Annotated in this window: 13 protein-coding genes; 5 read left to right on the top strand and 8 right to left on the bottom strand. The window is 45.1% G+C overall.

The features are described 5' to 3' along the window. Positions 1-27 precede the first annotated feature (27 nt). The 6 genes from DQN70_RS02120 to DQN70_RS02090 form a co-directional block, all read right to left on the bottom strand. Positions 28-2,025 (bottom strand): DUF6562 domain-containing protein, encoded by a 1,998-nt coding sequence (locus DQN70_RS02120; RefSeq protein WP_042225999.1) that lies wholly within the window; start codon positions 2,023-2,025, stop codon positions 28-30. 81 nt (positions 2,026-2,106) lie between these two features. After that, positions 2,107-3,144, bottom strand: coding sequence for a DUF6562 domain-containing protein (locus DQN70_RS02115; RefSeq protein WP_036888089.1), 1,038 nt, complete (start codon positions 3,142-3,144; stop codon positions 2,107-2,109). A gap of 16 nt (positions 3,145-3,160) precedes the next feature. Further along, positions 3,161-4,252 (bottom strand): DUF6562 domain-containing protein, encoded by a 1,092-nt coding sequence (locus tag DQN70_RS02110; RefSeq protein WP_023940625.1) that lies wholly within the window; start codon positions 4,250-4,252, stop codon positions 3,161-3,163. Positions 4,253-4,263: 11 nt separating this feature from the next. After that, positions 4,264-5,553, bottom strand: coding sequence for a DUF3575 domain-containing protein (locus DQN70_RS02105; RefSeq protein WP_023940627.1), 1,290 nt, complete (start codon positions 5,551-5,553; stop codon positions 4,264-4,266). Between the two features lie 1,967 nt (positions 5,554-7,520). After that, complete coding sequence (locus DQN70_RS02095; RefSeq protein ID WP_023938124.1) at positions 7,521-7,949, bottom strand: acyl-CoA thioesterase; 429 nt, start codon at positions 7,947-7,949, stop codon at positions 7,521-7,523. A gap of 64 nt (positions 7,950-8,013) precedes the next feature. After that, positions 8,014-9,276, bottom strand: coding sequence for a peptidase U32 family protein (locus DQN70_RS02090; RefSeq protein ID WP_023940636.1), 1,263 nt, complete (start codon positions 9,274-9,276; stop codon positions 8,014-8,016). A 276-nt stretch (positions 9,277-9,552) separates the two neighbouring features. Between DQN70_RS02090 and DQN70_RS02085 the strand changes: the two genes are divergently transcribed. From DQN70_RS02085 to DQN70_RS02065, 5 genes are all read left to right on the top strand, one after another. Continuing rightward, on the top strand, positions 9,553-10,362 hold the full coding sequence (locus DQN70_RS02085) for a glycogen/starch synthase (protein ID WP_036888287.1): 810 nt from the start codon (positions 9,553-9,555) through the stop codon (positions 10,360-10,362). Further along, on the top strand, positions 10,362-11,729 hold the full coding sequence (locus DQN70_RS02080) for a DUF4270 domain-containing protein (RefSeq protein ID WP_023940640.1): 1,368 nt from the start codon (positions 10,362-10,364) through the stop codon (positions 11,727-11,729). Before DQN70_RS02085 ends, DQN70_RS02080 begins: the two co-directional genes overlap by 1 nt. Positions 11,730-12,018: 289 nt before the next feature. Further along, positions 12,019-13,302, top strand: a complete 1,284-nt coding sequence (locus DQN70_RS02075; RefSeq protein WP_036889910.1) for a nucleoside permease — start codon at positions 12,019-12,021, stop codon at positions 13,300-13,302. A 54-nt stretch (positions 13,303-13,356) separates the two neighbouring features. Then, positions 13,357-14,829, top strand: coding sequence for a cysteine--tRNA ligase (gene cysS, locus DQN70_RS02070; protein ID WP_023940643.1), 1,473 nt, complete (start codon positions 13,357-13,359; stop codon positions 14,827-14,829). Continuing rightward, entirely contained in the window at positions 14,817-15,839 is a 1,023-nt protein-coding gene (locus tag DQN70_RS02065) for a glycosyltransferase (RefSeq protein ID WP_023940645.1), read from the top strand. The genes cysS and DQN70_RS02065 overlap by 13 nt, the downstream gene beginning before the upstream one ends. A gap of 519 nt (positions 15,840-16,358) precedes the next feature. Here the strand turns inward: DQN70_RS02065 and rnc are convergent. Together rnc and fabF are read right to left on the bottom strand one after the other, a co-directional pair. Continuing rightward, positions 16,359-17,111: a ribonuclease III gene (gene rnc, locus DQN70_RS02060; protein WP_023940648.1), complete on the bottom strand. Its 753-nt coding sequence runs from the start codon at positions 17,109-17,111 to the stop codon at positions 16,359-16,361. Positions 17,112-17,154: 43 nt separating this feature from the next. Continuing rightward, positions 17,155-18,411 carry a beta-ketoacyl-ACP synthase II gene (gene fabF / locus DQN70_RS02055; protein ID WP_023939023.1) on the bottom strand — a complete coding sequence of 419 codons (1,257 nt, stop codon included), beginning with the start codon at positions 18,409-18,411 and terminating at the stop codon, positions 17,155-17,157. Between the last annotated feature and the right edge of the window lie 5 nt (positions 18,412-18,416).

Raw genomic sequence — 18,416 nt, 5'->3', positions numbered from 1 at the left:
AACTCTCGATATGGTTGTGTGGCTAAATCAAGGATTGTTGATTACAATTTTATTTTCGTCTTGCTCGACAGTTCCATAGTAGACGTTTTGAGGAGTATAGTCTAATGCAGGAAGTCCTGTTTTATGATTGATATACTGAAAGTTGGTTGGAACGGGGTTTTTGTCCAATACGATTCCACTTCCATACTTTATTTTACCAATGAAAGCATTTCTGCTGCGAGAGGCTCCTATTTTGCGGATGGTTACTTTGTCTGACGTACAGTTGCGTACCTGTACATCATAACCACCTTGAATTTCTCCGATCAATCCACCAACTTCACCATCAAAGAAGCTCCCTTTAGCAACGAGGTATATATCCTGTACGGAACAGTTCTCTACAACTACCTTTCCTCGACCAATCCAACCGAAAAGACCACCGATGTTTTGCGTGTATCCCTTGGACATAGAAGCTTTGATGTCTACGTGCTTGGCATGTACATTGACGAAAGAGTCGTTAGTACCCCACACACGACCCGTGTAGGCGATACAGCCAGCAAAATAGGCAGGTTCGTTGTCATGCTTTATAGGATTGCCATGCTCATCGGTGTGCACAGCATCATCGGCACGACCGTTGATAGTGATATTCTCAAAAGTAACGTTGCTTATGTGTCCGTTGAATATGCCGAAAACGCCAGTATATGCCATCACTTTATACGATATGAAACCTCCAAGGGCACTATATTCATATAGGGTACTGTGTTTGCCATTAAGAGAGAAGTTCCTGAGTTTGTGCCCTTGTCCATCGAAATTAAAGCTGGCATTATGAATAGGTTTCCATTCTACACCACTCATATCAATGTCATTGGCCAAAACAACTGTTTTGCCATTGATCGCAGCTACATTGTCGGGCAACCAGGCAAATTCATCACGAGTCTGAATTGTATAGGTTTTGGTTGCATCATCATAAGAAGGAGCTGTTGGGTTTAGTGTTGCGGGATTCCACCATCTTTCCGAGACATTCCAGTTGTTTACAAAATTCTCATCAATGGTGATTGTGAAGGAAGCATCTGCTGTTAGGACATTACCCATTATCGTTGTCAGCCAGTTGCGCTGGATGGGTATGTTTGTCTTAAGATCGTGTTTGGAAATGGGTTTATTTCCGTCCAAAGCTTCGAAAGTCATATGGATGGGAGTTTGCTCCGAAAGGTCGGTCATAAGGTAGTCTACAGTGAGTGTCCTGTTGTGCTCACTAAGGTCGTAGTTGAGGGCATACTCTTTGGTGTCTTTATTGATATGTCCCGTATAAGATACAGCACCAGGTGTTGGAAGGTCTTCTGAAACGGTAGTTCCTGTTATGGCATTCATACCCGTAAATCGCTTGCATCCGTAGTAGGTGACTTTGAAGTGATCGGCCTTTTCCAAATCGTAGAGCCCCCAGTCAGTCGTTACGACACGCACTTTCGCAAAGGGACGTTTGAGCACTAAGTTTTCTGTTATTTCACCGGTATTGAGTGTGAATTCCTGACTTATAAAATAGGCATCACGACTTTCTTGATTCAGGATATCTGTCTTTGTTGCATCCGCATAAGTAATGTTCTTAAAATCGGATGTGTTGTAATGCAGGTCTGTATCAGTACCTTGTGCTACGAAGTCTGCCCATACCACTGCTTTGTAAGTACGATTTGGTGTTAAGCGTAACGAAAAAGATACGGGCTGGTAGGTATCTACTACTTTTTTAATGGGAGCAACAGCCTCGATCATATTACCGGAGGGGTCTATACGATAGATAGCCAACTGATAGCGAAGGTCATGCTCAGTAGCAAGATTAACGTTTGTAAGCCCTCCGGCAGCACTGCTGCTTTTTTCTCCATAGAGGGCTGCGCGAGAGGCTTGGAGTTCTACATCTTCAGGTAGAGTGAGAGTAAAGTTTACGTTAGCCTCTCTACTACCATCAGGTACTTGCTTATCCACTGTAAGGATATCTTCTGACTGGCAAGCGGTCAGAGCAAGTAACAACGACATGAAATAGATTACTTTTTTCTTCATCTTGATATAATTATGTGTGAGTTAATAATAAGCTGTTCGGAGATAGTAAGATATAGGACATGTACGTATGTGCATTTCTACTTACTCTTGTAGAGCATTGGGGAAAACTTCTTGGAGAGAGTATTCATATAGGGCTTTTCTTTTGTTTTTAGAGAGGAGATTTCCCGTGATTGTTGTCAGCCAATTTCGTTGGATAGGGATATTTCCTGTCAGGATATGTTTAGCAATGGAGGTGTCACCTTCAAAGCTTTCAAAGGTGAGACGAATCGGGATTTGTCCTTGATTAGGAATCATCAAGTACTCTATTGCTAAAGTGCGGTTGTTGGCACTGAGATCGTATCCTTGTGCATATTCTTTTTGTGTCTTGCTAAGAGACCCTTTGTAGGTTTCTCCTGCATTTTCGGGAAGATCTATGCTTTCTCCTTCCTCCGTAAGAAGATTGATACCGGTAAATCGTTTGCAACCATGATAGGTGATAGCCACTCTGTCTACATTCGGAGTGGAAGAATTCCAATCGGTTGTTACAATACGCAGCTTAGCAAAGGGACGTTTTAACACTATTTGTTCAACTATCCCTTTAGTACCCACCGTAAACTCTTGTACAGCGTAGTAAGCATCCCGGCTTTCATCATTGAGGATTTCCCTATTATTGGGTTGAGAAAAAGATATATTGGGAAAATGCTGTGTATTATAGTGATAGTCGGCTTCTTTCCCTTGTGGCACAAAGTCTACCCAAAGCACAGCTTTGTAGCTATGGTTGAGTGTTAGACGTAAGTTGAAATTTACAGTCTTTGCAGTATCCTCCACTTTCAGGATGGGTGCTATTACCTGTGTGACGCTACCATCAGTATTGATTTTATAAATAGCGATCTGGTAGCGAAGGTCATATTGAGTTTTGAGATCGACATTGATGATTCCTCCCAATGAACTATTGCTTGAATCTCCCAACAATGCCGAACGCATTTGTTGCAGTTCTTCTTCTGGAGACTTGACTGAGAGATTTACATCCACGATTTGTGTATTCTTGTCTAACTCTTCCATTATATCTTGCTTGGACTCACAAGAACCCAGGAATAGAAGGCTCAAAAGAGCTATGCCAGTTATTATTCTTTGTTTCATAGTTAGTGGATGAAGATTATATCTCTACTATGTGTTCGCCCTCAAAATTTTCATCAATCGCTACTTGGCCACCATTGTCAATCTTTTTTGTTAAAAAAGGCCCTTTTACGATTGTCTCTTGATTACGCTTCAACGGAATTTCAACATTGGAGCATCGACTAATTTCTTTACCATTGGCATCAAAAAAGCATAGGTCTGCGATAATGTTGTCTTCTTTGTCGAAGCTCGTAAAGAGATAGTCTCCCACAAGGACTGTCTCTCCCTCTTGACCAGTACTTTCGTTCAATACAGGAGTTTCAAATCTATAAGTGCTTAGAAACTCGTTGGGCTCTCTTATCGACACATCGTATCCAACACTTACATATTGTTTATAGAGAACCTTCACTGTGGCTCCCTGCAGCTTACCACCTTCTTTTACAAAGGTGTTATAGTCCGAAGCCACAATCTTGTAGCGAGCCATTGGCCGAGACAACATTACCGGAACAATACGAGAGGTCTGTACCCCGGAGTTGGGTAATATAGGATAGCCTTCGGGCCCCAAATTCATATTAAGATTAAAGCTCTGCCGTCCGGCTGCGGCACTCTTCAGATGTCTATCAGGTGGATAATTGTGGATGTTGGAGTGGATGTTTAGGAGGGTATTGGTTGAATAATAGATGTCTGTCAAATCTCCCTTGCGTACATAATCCGCCCAAGCCAAAATGCAGTAGTTCCCATCGTTCAGGTAGGTGTGTAGAGTGTCCTGAGGAGGCATAGTGTCTTTGTCGAGCTCTATCACTCTGCGATCTACTAACTGTTCTTGTCGCATTGAGGGAGTTATTCTCGTGGGATTACATCTGTAAATATCAATGATAAGTCGCAGAGAGTATCCATCAGCGAGGGTATAGGGAGAAGAGGGATGAGACTCGAGGTTTTTCTCGGAACGTTGCCACTTTTCGTTATAAACCACTTCTTTGTAATACAGAGGAGGATTGCGATCTATGTGTGGTTCTATAATGACTTGTGACTTTTTAGGATGAGGGTACTCGTGTATAGTGCGGTCACAAGAGGCCAGTAAGCCTAAAAAGACCCATAAGAGGACAATAACTTTATGATGTGCTTTGTACATAATGCGCTGTCTTATTTTGTTCTTGGCTTGTAGAACTTGTAAGCAATAGAAATTCCGGCTCTTGTTATGCCCCAATAAAAATCACTACCGGAATTGAATTTGGGGCCATTAGCCCAGTTGCGATATACATCATAGTCGTATTCGGCGAAGCCTGCTCCAAGATTGAATTCAAGACTCCATTTTTGGGATTTGTCCAAGTGGAATGTATATCCATAACTGAATCCTGCGCCCCACAGTGCGTGGTTGGGATCTTGATAGCGTCCGTTATCGTTGATCGCAACATTGAAGCCCACAATATGTGTGTGTAGACCGAAAAAGTGTCCTTTCCCTGCTTTCTTCGGCCAGAAACGCAGTTCGGGTTGAGTGGCCAAAAGACGTATCTTGCGGGTGGGAGTGTAGTCGTAGGGTGAGTACCAAACCGGGACATCTAAGCTCCATTTACGCCATAGTTCTACTTCAAAGCCTATGTTGGCGATTAAGGCTCCCAAATAGAGACCATTTGTCTTTAGGGCAAAGAAGCGATCCTCGGCCATCGTTGTTATTGTTGGTAGTTCAATATCAGGAGAGGAGATTGGTGGTGCTTCAACGGCAATTTCTTCCAAAGAGAGACTAACGGACGTATCGGAGAGAACTGGAGATTCCTTGACAGAGCACACAATAACCATACGAGCATTGCGTAATTTTGGAAACATCTCATGTAGAAGTAGGTTCCAAGTTTTCCTTTTATCAATCCGTTTGATCTTGAGTTTTCTTTGGTCCCACTTTTCCTCATTTGCGATGATTTGGATCACTTTCTCCTTATTGGGAAAATCCTGCTTCGACAAGAGAAGAGAAAGAGAGGCCCAATCCTCCCAGATGTTTTCTATTCGTATATCGACATCCTCCAAATGAGTCTCCCTTTTCAGGTAGTCCGCAAGTGCTTCTGCACGACTTTTTCCCAACCGTTTATTACCATCTATTGGGCCTTCCGGAGATGCACTACCTGCAATCCAGATATATCCTATCCCGAAGTGTTCATCTTTCCGCAACTTGTTGATAACCGACACGATGTTTTTAAGCTGCTCATTTTCTTCCAGATCTACTTTGTTTACCTGAAAAATAATGGGCGTAACATCTGTCCCCTTGTACTCCAAAATAGAATCCAGCTTATTGCTGGGCAGGAAAGCAACGTATTTTGGATACTGTTCGCGCGCTTTGGATAAGATAGAGTCGCTTTCAGATAAACTAAATTCTCCGTGGATAGTAGCTCCTGCCAGTAGAGCATTGAGTGAGAGTAGTAGTAATGTTAGTTTTCTTTTCATATACAAACTTATTGGGCAACCCTTTTTGTAAAAGAGGTGCCATGGAGAAATGGAAAACCAAATGTATAGTGACACCTAAGGCATCACATTTTTATTCAAAATGATGTGGACGCAGTGTTGTAAATTGGAAAAGAGGGAAGACGAAAAATACCTAAAGAAACAAGCGTCCCCAATAAATTCATCGTTTGATTTAAAGAGACAAAAAGAAAAACACCCTCCTTATTGTCGGAGGTTTTGAGCAAGCTGTTTTCATTTTCGTTAGTTTTTCGAGTACACTTATATGTTGGATATATTTAAGGATGTGCTTAAATCCTTGCGCGCAAAGGTAGAAAGAATATTCCATTTGTGTTTATTTTTTCTCGTTCCTCTGTTTTATTTGAGACTAATTTTTTATTTCATCTCTTTGGATATGGAATACAAAAGATGTAAATCCGAATGTAAAAAAAGATTTAGTTGCGAATCGAAGTCATCGAGTAGAATTTCAAAGGCTGTCTGAAGAAGGAGAGAGGGATAGAGTTCTGGCTAAATATTTTTAGTAGGATGACAGCCACAGCTATCAAATTGCCTTGGTCGAAGTCTGGGAGGTCGAGAACAAGGCCCAAGAAATTGGCCATGCAGCAGCCTAGGAAGAAGGCTTGTTTTCGGATGACAAACCGATATGTTTTGTAAAATTTTCCTCTCAGTAAAAACCAGAAAAACGGAAGAAAAAGAGGCTGTAGAGACAAGTAAATACACCTCCCTTTTATGGGCTTTTATTCACCCTCCAGAACACCGATGAATAGGGAGTTCTGGAGGGGTCAAATTCTCTCCTGTGAAAAATTTTGCTAACACAGGAGAGAATAATTTTTTCCTCAGGAGAGAATTTTTGTTTTCTCCCGTGTTAGGAAAAACTGACTCCTCATAGCGTCAAAAAAGCGAGCAAAAAGCCCAATGGAAAACCCTCGATTTGGGTCGAAAAAACACTGTTGGATAATAACAGAAAGACTGTATAAGTAAACAAAATAATACACAGCGAAAGAGCCTCACAAAACTGGTTAGAGATTTCGTGTGCTTGTTTTGGATGATTGGGTTTATGTTGGGTGTACAGGAGAGGGATATCTCTGCTCTTGTCACAAGGCAGGTGTAGTTTTTAGGGATTCGCTCGTAAATGCCAAACTCAGTATCCAACAGATAAGAGACACTATGGTAGGACGAAGAAATTAGTTGTCCCGAGATCGCTAAGGCTGTGCTATCTATGTCCATTGTGGTACGACACGATGTTCCCAATACATGACCGGTATAAGAGCGATCCGTTTCGCTATTGTTCTTTAAGACAAATTCCGAGTGAAAGAAATATTTGCGATAATAGGGAAGAAGTAGGTTCTTTTTTTCTGCCGAAAATATTTCTCAGCGGAGAAACCACTTGGTCGAACCACTACAGAATCAAGTAAATATGAGTCTTCTTCCAGATTTACATTGATCAGATCATTGGACAGAAGAACGCTATCTAATGGGATTTGTGTAGTCTTGTATCCGAGATATTTTACCGTCAGTAAGTCCTTCAACTTGAGAGTTTTGAGAGGCATCTCTAAAGTCCCATTTTCTGTTCCTATCTTATGAAAACCAGTACCAATTATGATCTCTGGATATGACAACCTATTTCCCTGTGTGTCAAACACTGCTACGGTTAATTTTTTTTTTGAGCATGAAGCTGTGTCGCAAAGCACAGTATCAGGAGGAATATATGCAGTTTGTCTCTTTTCACTGCCGAATACATTTAGCGATGTATTAAAAGCAAGTGGAATTCTTCTCTTGAGAGGATGGTATACTTACCAACTTGAGCAAAGCTATGTGTATGATACCTGCCAATGATGTTTTACATTGCCTATGCAATGGCGGAAGCCTTGTGTGGGTTCTGATAAAGAGAGAGGGTACACTCTAAGTATTTTACTTGAGTGTACCCTCTATCGAGACAGTTGTACGGTCTCTTATTCTGCATCCTCGGGGAATTGATTGTGAATAATATCCATCAGAGCATCAAAGTGTTCTCCTCGGGTGATCTGTCCATTAAGTACAGCTACGGCTTCTACAACCCCTACGGCGCAAACGGTACCATCTTCACGCACAATACCCTGATCGAAAACCAGCTTGGCTCCGTCTTTGCGACAATTCAGGCAAGAATCGAATTTGTCTCCCGGTCTGAGTGCTGTTTTGTAGGTGATATTTACACTGCGCACAAAAGCATCCAACCCTTGGTCATGCATTTCGGCAAAGCCAGATCCTAATGCTTCCCAAAATTCGTGACGAGCGTGTTCCATGTAGTGTTGATAGTTGGCGTTGTTTACCACTCCCTGGATGTCGCATTCGTAGTCTCGCACCTTCATTGGCACGCTGTAGATGTACTTTTTCTTTTTCATTTTTATTGATGAATAAATTATCTGTTGGCAGCTATACAGAGCTGCTTTGATTCTGCAAAGGGGATCAGTACTTTGTTCCCGATTCCTCTTTTACGACCATTTTGTACAGCCGGTCGCCCGGCCGCACTTTCTCTTTTACCGGGATAGAGATGTGCCAGCCTTTGAGAGCTTTGTCTACGCTTTGTAATTCGTAGCGTATCTCCTCCACTTTTTGCATCAAAGCCCCGGTCGTAGGGCCGCTGATCAATATCTCTTCACCTACGGAGAGTTCGCCACTTTCCATGAGTATTTCAGCTACACCCAGCCGGGAGTAGTATTTGACCACTTTACCCAGGCCGACTTTTACCCTCGTAGCCGATGAGCCATACTGATGAGTCCATTCTCCCAGGCGACGTCCCAGATAGTAGCCATCCCAAAAACCACGGTTGAATACCGTGGCCAGCTGTTCGTCCCAGACTGCGATCTTATCTTCTGAATAAGTCCCATTGACTACAGCATCAATAGCCTCCCGGTAGGCTTTGACCACAGTGTAGACATATTCGGGGCCTCTGGCTCGGCCCTCCAGTTTGAATACCTGCACACCGGCATCTATCATTTTGTTGATGAAGTGGATAGTCTTGAGGTCTTTGGGAGACATGATGTTGGGATTTTCTACCTCCAACTCGATGTCACTACTGTTGTCCCGCACAGTATAGGATCGGCGGCATATTTGCGAACAACTGCCACGGTTGGCCGAGCGATTGGTTTCATGCAGACTTAAGTAGCATTTGCCCGATACGGCCATACAGAGAGCTCCATGGGCGAACATCTCGATGCGGATAGGTTGGCCTGAGGGCCCACAGATCGGCTCCCGGAGGATGGCTTCGTGGATGTACTTTACCTGCTCCAGATTTAATTCTCTGGCCAACACTACGACATCGGCATATTGGGCATAAAAACGCAAGGCTTCTACATTGCTAACATTGAGTTGTGTGGAGAGGTGTACCTCCACGCCTATACTGCGGGCATACTGCATTGCTGCCACATCCGATGCAATAATAGCGGAGATTTGAGCTTCTTTTGCTGCATCGATAATGCTGTGCATTAGGGGCATATCATTGTCATAGATCACAGTATTGACTGTCAGGTAACAGGCTACGGCATGCTCTCGGCAGATCTGTGCGATCTTACCCAAATCTTCCACTGTAAAGCTGTAGGCCGATCCGGAGCGCATATTGAGCCCCTTTACTCCGAAGTAGACGGAGTTGGCACCGGCTTTGATGGCTGCCATCAGGGATTCATAGGATCCGGCAGGCGCCATTACTTCATAGTTTTTGTTCTTTGTCATTGCTGCAAAGATACAGAGAGCCGACCATATAAGCTTTCTGTATGAAACCCTTACCGTCTGTTTCTGAATACCAAGAGGGTTTTTCTTCTGCTTCTTTCCTCGTGTTGTCCATGCAGGGAAGAGGCTAGGTTGTAGTCTCGAAATAGTTTCGATGAGGGGAGGGAGCAAAACATTTGACCGATGTTAAGAGCAGCAAGAAAAAGCCATTTGTCCTGTGGCAGGGACGGTTATATGCTTTTTCGTACCTTTGTAGAAAACACAAATGTAGATACCATTATGGATAACAAGAAGATACTCTACATATCGCAAGAGATAGAGCCGTATATGCGCGAGAGCGAAATGGCCCATGTTTCGCGCTATTTACCACAGTTGATTCAGGAAGCCGGGCAGGAGGTGCGCATATTTATGCCTCGCTACGGATTGGTCAATGAGAGGAGAAACCAGTTGCACGAAGTGATTCGCCTATCTGGTCTTAATTTGATTATAAACGATACAGACCACCCACTAATAATCAAGGTGGCCAGTATTCCTCAGGCGCGAATGCAGGTGTATTTTATCGACAACGATGATTTCTTCAAGCGTAAGAGCAAGTTTGCCGTTGATGGCAAACAGCATAAGGATAACGATGAGAGAAGTATCTTTTTTGTGAGAGGGGCATTCGAAACTATCAAGAAATTACTTTGGATCCCCGATGTTATCCATTGCCATGGGGCATTCACTGCTTTGGCCCTTATCTACCTCAAACAAGTCTATCATGATGATCCTTGCTTTGCCAAGGCCAAGATCGTGTACTCTCTGTACAATGACCCCAGCCCGGTAGAGATGCCTGCGGAGTTGTTTGAAAAGCTCCGCTTCGACAAACTCGCGGATGAGCTGCTTGCTTCGATGGGAGGGCAGACAGACAGTGTCGCTCTGGATAGGCTCGCCATTGCCTATGCCGATGGTTTGGTGCGTGGCTCGGCCGAATTGAGCCCCGAGGTGGAAACTCTGTTGTCTCAGACAGACAAACCCGTATTGGGCTACCAGCAGGAAATTGATACAGAGGCTTACAACCTATTCTACAATCAAGTACTGACACACAACTGATGAAAAAGTTTGCAATGGCCATGCTCTGCACGGCCCTCATAGGTCTATTGACAACGAGCTGCAACGACTCTCTCTCCGAGGTGGGAGACTCCATAAGGCCATCGACCGATCTGGTGACGGCACGGCTCGATTCCGTGCGAATACAGACACGTACCGTATTGTCAGACCCCATATTTAGTCGCTCCACCTACACTTTGCTGGGCGATTTGCAGGATCCTCAATATGGGCACATGAAAGCCGACTTTATCGCACAGCTGCAGGGTGCCAGGGGGTTCAAGTTTTCGCACACTCCCAAAGACAACAAGATAGATTCGATCAAGATGGTTGTCTCCTACAGCTCTTGGGCAGGAGATTCTTTGGCCTGGCTCAAGGCTGCGGTCTATGAGATAAAAAAGCCCCTGCCAGAGGGACACTATTCTTCTGATCTCAGTCATTTGATAGACGAGCGTAACTTGCTCGGAACAAAAACCTATCGAGCAGCAAATGCCAAGGGACAGCACCAAGTGCAGATCCCTCTACCGAAACAGTTGGGGCAGAAGTTCTACGATTTGAGTCTCTCCAATCCCCATGTGTTTGATACGGATGAGAGTTTCTACAGAGAAGTATTGGGAGGGTTGTATGTCACTACCACCACTGGCACGGGTTCGGTATTGAGTGTCTATAACAACCATGTGGATATCTACTACACCTACCAGAGAACATTTAAGGATAAGAGTGGTAAAGACTCTATTGGTTGGGATACTGAGGTGGAGACATTCTCTAATACCAAACGCCAAATACTTGTCAATCATTTCGCCTACGAAGGCACGGATCAGCTTATTGCCGATGGACAGGGAGAATACTCCTATGTAAAGGCTCCGGCAGGAGTGGTAACAGAAGTCACCCTTGCTAAGGAAGACCTGCAAAAGGTGTTGTTGGACAAGGGCAAGAAGCGTATCGTGAACAGGGCTGCATTCGGCTTGGATGTGGAGCGCCCTTCTGAAAATACTCTGCTTAATCCTCCTACCTACTTGTTGCTTTTGCCTAAAGACTCTGTGGCTTCGTTCTTTCCGAACAATCAAACAGAGCAAAAGCAACCCCGGACAGCCTATCTCTCCACTGACTATAGCATTGTGTCACGAACTTATCAGTTCGGCAATATTGCCAGATTGCTGAGTGAGCATTTGGAGCGGCATGCCAAAGAGGTGGATGGTCAGGTAGTGATAGACAAAGACCTCACTTTTGTTTTGCTCCCAACCAGACGACAGACAGCAGGCAAGCGCAATCAGGAAACGACAGCTCTGGACAATTTCATATTCCCCAGTGCCGCCAAGCTGCTCATCGGTAAGGAAAGAAAGATTGGTATCCTGACAACATCTTACAACTGATCAGGAAATATTTGTAGAAGAATAAGGGGGCGGAAGCAAAGAGCTTTTGCTGCACTGCATTTTTAAGATAGAATATCTGGTTTGTCTTTCCTCTCTTTTTGCATGGGATTGGTGGATAGCTTTTTACGCAAACGAAAAATGAAGTTGTTGCACAGTGTGGCTCTGATGGGATCGTCATTGATACTTGAGTTTGTGCCTTGTATCTAAAGTTTGCTTCCTTCTCTTTCAATATCAAATCCTTTATCTAATTGTACAACACACTTGACCGAATGGTCTATGCTTTATTGACATGAACAACAGAACGAACTTTTCTCTGAAAATGAGGCTCATCGTGATGAACTTCTTACAGTTCTTCACTTGGGGTGCATGGTTGATCTCTCTTGGTGGCTATATGATGAAGCCGGCAGAGCTTGGTGGTCTGGGTTTTACCGGATTGCAAGTAGGAGCCATATATGGTACGATGGGTATCGCTTCGCTTTTTATGCCTGGTTTGGCTGGGATTATTGCCGACAAACGAATCAATGCAGAACGTTTACTCGGTATCTTGCATTTGCTGGGGGCCGGTTTGCTGATTACGACAGCTCAGGTCAAAGATTATACCCTGATGTACCCTCTTATGCTGCTTGTCTCAATGTGTTATATGCCCACAATTGCACTCACTAATACTGTGGCTTACAATGCTATGGAGAAGCAACAAATGGATATTGTCAAGGAATTTCCTCCCATCCGGGTTTGGGGTACTGTTGGTTTCATCTTGGCTATGTGGCTGGTAGATTTGAGTGGATCGGGGCGCAGTCCCATGCAGTTATACATAGCAGCTGGTTCGGCTGTTTTACTCGGTCTCTATAGTTTCACTCTTCCTCAATGCCCTCCATTGGGGCTTGCAGGGAAAGGATCGGGAGAGAAGAAAAGCCTTATCTCGGCCTTGGGTTTGGATGCTTTGGTGCTGTTTAAGGAAAAACAGATGGCTATTTTCTTTATCTTCTCCGTGCTGCTTGGTGCTGCCCTGCAGGTAACCAATACTTTCGGCAACCCCTTCCTCGATAGTTTCAAGTCTTCCTTTGCAGATAGTTTCGCTGTGCAGCATCCTAATGTACTTCTTTCTTTGTCGCAGATCTCCGAGACTCTTTTCATCTTGGCTATTCCTTTCGTACTGGGTCGCTTCGGCATCAAACGCGTGATGCTGATCAGCATGTTAGCTTGGGTACTTCGTTTTGGGTTCTTCGGGATAGGGAACCCTGGATCGGGTTTTATTTTCCTTATCTTGTCGATGATCGTGTACGGAATGGCATTCGATTTTTTCAATATTTCAGGGTCTCTCTTCGTCGAAAGAGTCTGCTCGCCTAAGATCAGAGCTTCGGCACAGGGGCTGTTTATGATCATGACCAACGGTATAGGAGCTATCATCGGAGGTTTTGCCTCCGGCTGGGTGGTGGACCTCTTTACCCGGCCAACAGAGGGGACGGATTGGCAGCCGGTGTGGTTTATATTTGCCGGATATGCCCTGATGGTAGCTATCTTGTTCCAACTCCTTTTCAAATACAAAGAGTCGGCCAAGCAGGTTCGCGAATAGGTCCAGCGGAAGCAAACAATCACACTTACATATCTAACTTCAACTCCTCAAATTATGGAACATCCACTGCATATATACAATACACTCAGTAGAAAGAAAGAGCAGTTTATCCCACTGCATGAGTCCTTGGTGGGGCTTTATGTGTGTGGCCCTACAGTCTATGGGGATGCCCATTTGGGGCATGCACGACCGGCTATTACTTTTGATGTGCTGGTTCGTTATTTGCGGCACTTAGGTTATAAGGTTCGCTATGTGCGCAATATCACCGATGTGGGTCATTTGGAGCATGATGCAGACGAGGGAGAGGATAAGATAGCCAAGAAGGCACGACTGGAGCAGCTTGAGCCCATGGAGGTCGTACAATATTACCTCACACGCTACCACCGCACAATGGATAAACTCGGGGTGCTCCCTCCGAGTATAGAACCGATGGCCAGTGGGCATATCATCGAACAGATAGATCTGGTACAACGTATTCTGGATGCAGGATACGCTTACGAGAGCAAAGGCTCTGTGTACTTTGATGTAGCGAAATACAATGCCGACCACCACTACGGACGACTAAGTGGCCGAAACATAGAGGATATGCTTAGCAATACACGTAGTCTGGATGGGCAGGACGAAAAGAGACAACCGCTCGACTTTGCCCTTTGGAAAGCTGCTCAGCCACAGCATATCATGCGTTGGCCCAGCCCTTGGAGCGAAGGCTTCCCCGGTTGGCATTGCGAGTGTACGGCCATGGGCAAGAAGTATTTGGGAGAGGTATTCGACATACACGGGGGTGGTATGGACTTGGTATTCCCTCACCATGAGTGTGAAATTGCACAGGCAGTGGCCTCTCAAGGTAAGGATATGGTGCGCTATTGGATGCACAACAATATGATCACTATCAATGGGCAGAAGATGGGGAAGAGTCTCGGTAACTTTATCACACTCGACCAGTTCTTCACCGGAGATCATCCGGCCTTGGAACAGGCTTATAGTCCCATGACAGTGAGATTCTTCATTCTTGGGGCACATTACCGAGGTACAGTGGACTTTAGCAACTCAGCCCTCCAGGCTGCAGAAAAGGCTCTCGCTCGCCTCTGGGAAGCCGAAGCATTGCTCGACGGATTGAAACCTTCGGATGAGTCCTCTGTAGAGATCTCCGATTTGGCTAAGCAATGCGAAGAGGCTATGAACGATGACTTGAACAGCCCAAAAGTGATTGCTGCTTTATTCGATGCTTCTCGTGTTATTAACTCCGTACACAATGGGCAGGCCACAATTACGGCCGAGCAGCTCGACAGTCTGAGAACGACTTACCGTACCTATCTTTTCGACATACTGGGATTGGATAATCGTCTTCACGCTGCTGAGGACAGCAAGGCAGAAGCCTATGCCAAGGCGGTGGACTTGCTCCTCGATATCCGAGCCGAAGCTAAAATGCGCAAAGACTGGCCTACGAGCGACAAGATTCGGGATATACTGACACAGATAGGCTTTACAATCAAAGACACCAAAGAAGGTACAGAGTGGACACTCTAAATACGACTCAGATAGCTCCGAGACTATCGCTTGTTATACCGGTTTACAACCGTCCGCAAGAGATAGCCGACCTTTTGCAGAGTCTCACTTCCCAGACAGATTCGGATTTCGAAGTCATCATTGTGGAAGATGGCTCTACACTCCCCTGTAAAGCGGAGGTACAGAGCTATGAGGATTTGCTGTCTATACGTTATTTGGTAACCCCCAATGGGGGGCCTTCCAAGGCCCGGAATATCGGAGTGAAAGCGGCTGGTGGAGCCTACATAATTATTTTGGACTCCGATGTCGTTTTGCCCTCGGGCTATATTCGTTCTGTGAGAGCTGCCATACTGCGTACGGGAGCCGATGCTTTCGGAGGGCCGGATACAGCTGCCGAAGACTTCTCCGATATACAGAAGGCAATCAACTACTCCATGACAAGCTTTTTCACTACCGGAGGGATACGAGGGGGAAAGAAAAAGCTGGATCGCTTCTACCCTCGTAGTTTCAATCTTGGCTGCAGACGCTCGGTATTTACCAAGCTAAATGGTTTTTCTGAGGATATGCGCTTTGGCGAAGACATTGACTTTAGTCTCCGTTTGTTCGAGCAGGGATACAAGGTTTGCCTTTTCGATGAGGCCTCCGTTTATCACAAACGGAGGGTTGATTTCAAGAAGTTTTTCAAGCAGGTGTTCAACTCGGGAATGGCACGTATACATATAGAGGCTCGTCATTCGGGGTCGATGCGCTTGGTGCACCTTCTCCCATCTTTATTTTCGATTGGGCTTATTGTGTTGCTGATCTTGAGTTTCTTCTTCCCTTGGGTTTTGCTCCCATTGTTGCTTTATGTCTTGATGATCTTTGTAGACTCCCTGCTCAAGAACCACTCTCTGAGTGTTGCCTGTCTTTCTGTACCGGCTGCATTTGTGCAGTTGATCGGTTATGGCACAGGTCTTTTGAGAGCATGGTGGAGCAAAAACATTCAGAGGAAATCGGAGTTTACAGCCTTCGATAAGAGTTTCTACGACTGATAAATCGATCTTTTCTCTTTAGGAGATTAGTATTAACGTGAGTTCGATGTAAGAACAAATCGGACTGGTGTTAAAATGAGAGTTGTTCCATTTCTGAAAAAGATGACTTGCGAGTGACAGGGTTGGGTACCAACGATAGAAGCCCACATTTTTTGTCAAGAGGGAAAAAAGTCGGGATTATTTTGAGGGACTTCACGATTTTGAATAACATAAAAGGTCTCTCTATATCGAACTCACGCAGTATTAGAGTATTCTTATGGGGAAAGGGCTGTGTCAAAATTTCTATTTGACACAGCCCTTTTTACATTGTAATAGCCCCATAAAAGAATTGCCGTTTGTATCAACCGACAACTCTATGCTCGATACTTTTTACAATGCAATAGTCCTATGAAAGGATAGCCATATTCGAGAGTTATTATGGAAAGGCTGCTGTGGATTTTATGATATTCTTAAAAGAAATCCCTCAACCATGCCAGACAAGGAAGAGGGAGATTATTAGAGAGATGCAGGGAGAGAAAACTATTGTTCTATTGTCTGTTGTGCTTTGGTCAGCTCTTTCAGAGCATTGTGAGAGGCATCCTGATGGGCCTCTTTTTTATTGTGTCCGTATCCTACACCTACACGCAAGCCGTTTACAACAACGGCACAGACAAACTCTCCCCTGGATCGTCCCGGCTCTCGGAGCATCTTATATTCCAAGGAGAGGTGGTGTTTCTGTACCCATTCCAAAAGTTGGCTTTTGTAGTTTGTTGTTTCGTCTTCCAGTTCTCCTTCCAGTTCGTAAAATGCGTGCAGGAATTTCTCATGGACAAATGTCTCTGCTTGTTGATACCCTTTGTCGAGGAATATGGCTCCAATAAGGGCTTCCAAAGCGTTCCCGAGAGTATCCTGACTCATTTTGTTGATACTCATCTTGGCGTTGATCATCTGCCCAAGTCCCATTTCCTGAGCAATCTTGTTGTTCACAGCCCTTTTGACAAGCATTCCTCTGCGTTGGCTCAGCTCTCCTTCCTGCCATTGAGGGTATTTGCAGTAGAGGAAATGACTGATAGCTGTGGCCAAGACGGAGTCGCCGAGGAATTCCAATCGTTCATTGTTGATCTGCGTGCCATCAAGGGCTGTAAGGCTACAAGAGCTGTGCCTGAAAGCCAATGAATACAAATCCCAGTTGGCAGGATCAAAGCCCAAAACAGAGGGGAGAGCAACAAGAGATCCCCTTGAGCTGCGTTTGCGCCAAGGGGATCTAAGGAAGTCGATTATTGATCTTAACACGACCTAATTTGAGTAAGTATAGATCGGAAGAAAATCTCGAAAATTATTCCTCGTACTTCTTGAAAATCACACTTGCATTGTGACCTCCAAAACCGAAGGTGTTGGAGAGAGCCACCCGCACCGGCCTGTGTTGAGCCTGACCAAAGGTAAAGTTCAACTTATAGTCGATCTCCGGATCCTTGTCTTCGGGATCATGGTTGATCGTAGGCGGTACGACATCGTGGTAAACAGAAAGCAGAGTTACCATGGCTTCCATAGCTCCGGCAGCACCCAAGAGGTGTCCTGTCATGGATTTGGTAGAACTGATATTCAGATTATATGCATGATCTCCGAATACAGTCTTGATAGCCTTTGTTTCCGATATGTCTCCAACCGGAGTGGAAGTGCCATGTACATTGACATAGTCTACATCTTCCGGCCGAATGTTAGCATCCTCTATTGCATTCTGCATCACCAGACGTGCCCCCAATCCTTCCGGATGGCTGGCTGTGAGGTGGTAAGCATCGGCAGAAAGTCCCGTGCCAACGAACTCGGCGTATATACGGGCTCCTCTGGCCTTGGCATGCTCCAGCTCTTCGAGCACCATACAGCATCCTCCCTCTCCTATTACAAAGCCGTCACGGCTGGCACTAAAGGGGCGTGAAGCTGTCTCAGGAGACTCGTTGCGAGTAGAGAGGGCCATCATAGCGTTGAAACCTCCTACTCCGGCAGCGCAGATAGGTGCCTCTGCCCCACCTGCTACAATTACATCTGCCTTGCCCAAACGAATGAGCATACAAGCATCTATAAGAGCATTGGTAGAGGAAGCACAAGCCGAAGCTGTGGAATAGTTAGGCCCGTGGAAGCCATATTTAATGGATACCTGACCAGCTGCTATATCCGAGATCATCTTGGGGATGAAGAACGGATTGAATCGTGGGCCGGCCTCCGGGTCGTAATCCATCACCTCTGATTCGAAAGTGTGCAAACCTCCGATACCTGCAGCAATGATCACTCCGACGCGATTTTTGTCTACTTTCTCAAGATTCAAACCGGAGTCGCTCAGACACTCGTCCGAAGCTACCATGGCAAATTGCGCATAGCGGTCGAAACGGCGAGCCTCTTTGCGATCGAAATAGTCCAGTGCATTGAAGTCTTTTACTTCGCAGGCAAACTGGGTCTTGAACTTAGACGCATCGAAGAGAGTGATCGGGCCGGCACCGCTCTTACCGGCCACGAGGGCATCCCATGTAGCATGGGCTGTCTTGGCCAAGGGAGTAACGGCACCTACTCCTGTTACGACTACTCTTTTCAGTTCCATAAATC

This window comes from Porphyromonas crevioricanis (genome assembly GCF_900476255.1).
In the GTDB taxonomy this organism is placed as follows: domain Bacteria; phylum Bacteroidota; class Bacteroidia; order Bacteroidales; family Porphyromonadaceae; genus Porphyromonas; species Porphyromonas crevioricanis.
Note: the sequence above shows the minus strand (reverse complement) of the source record. Positions and strands in the feature narration are given on the sequence as shown.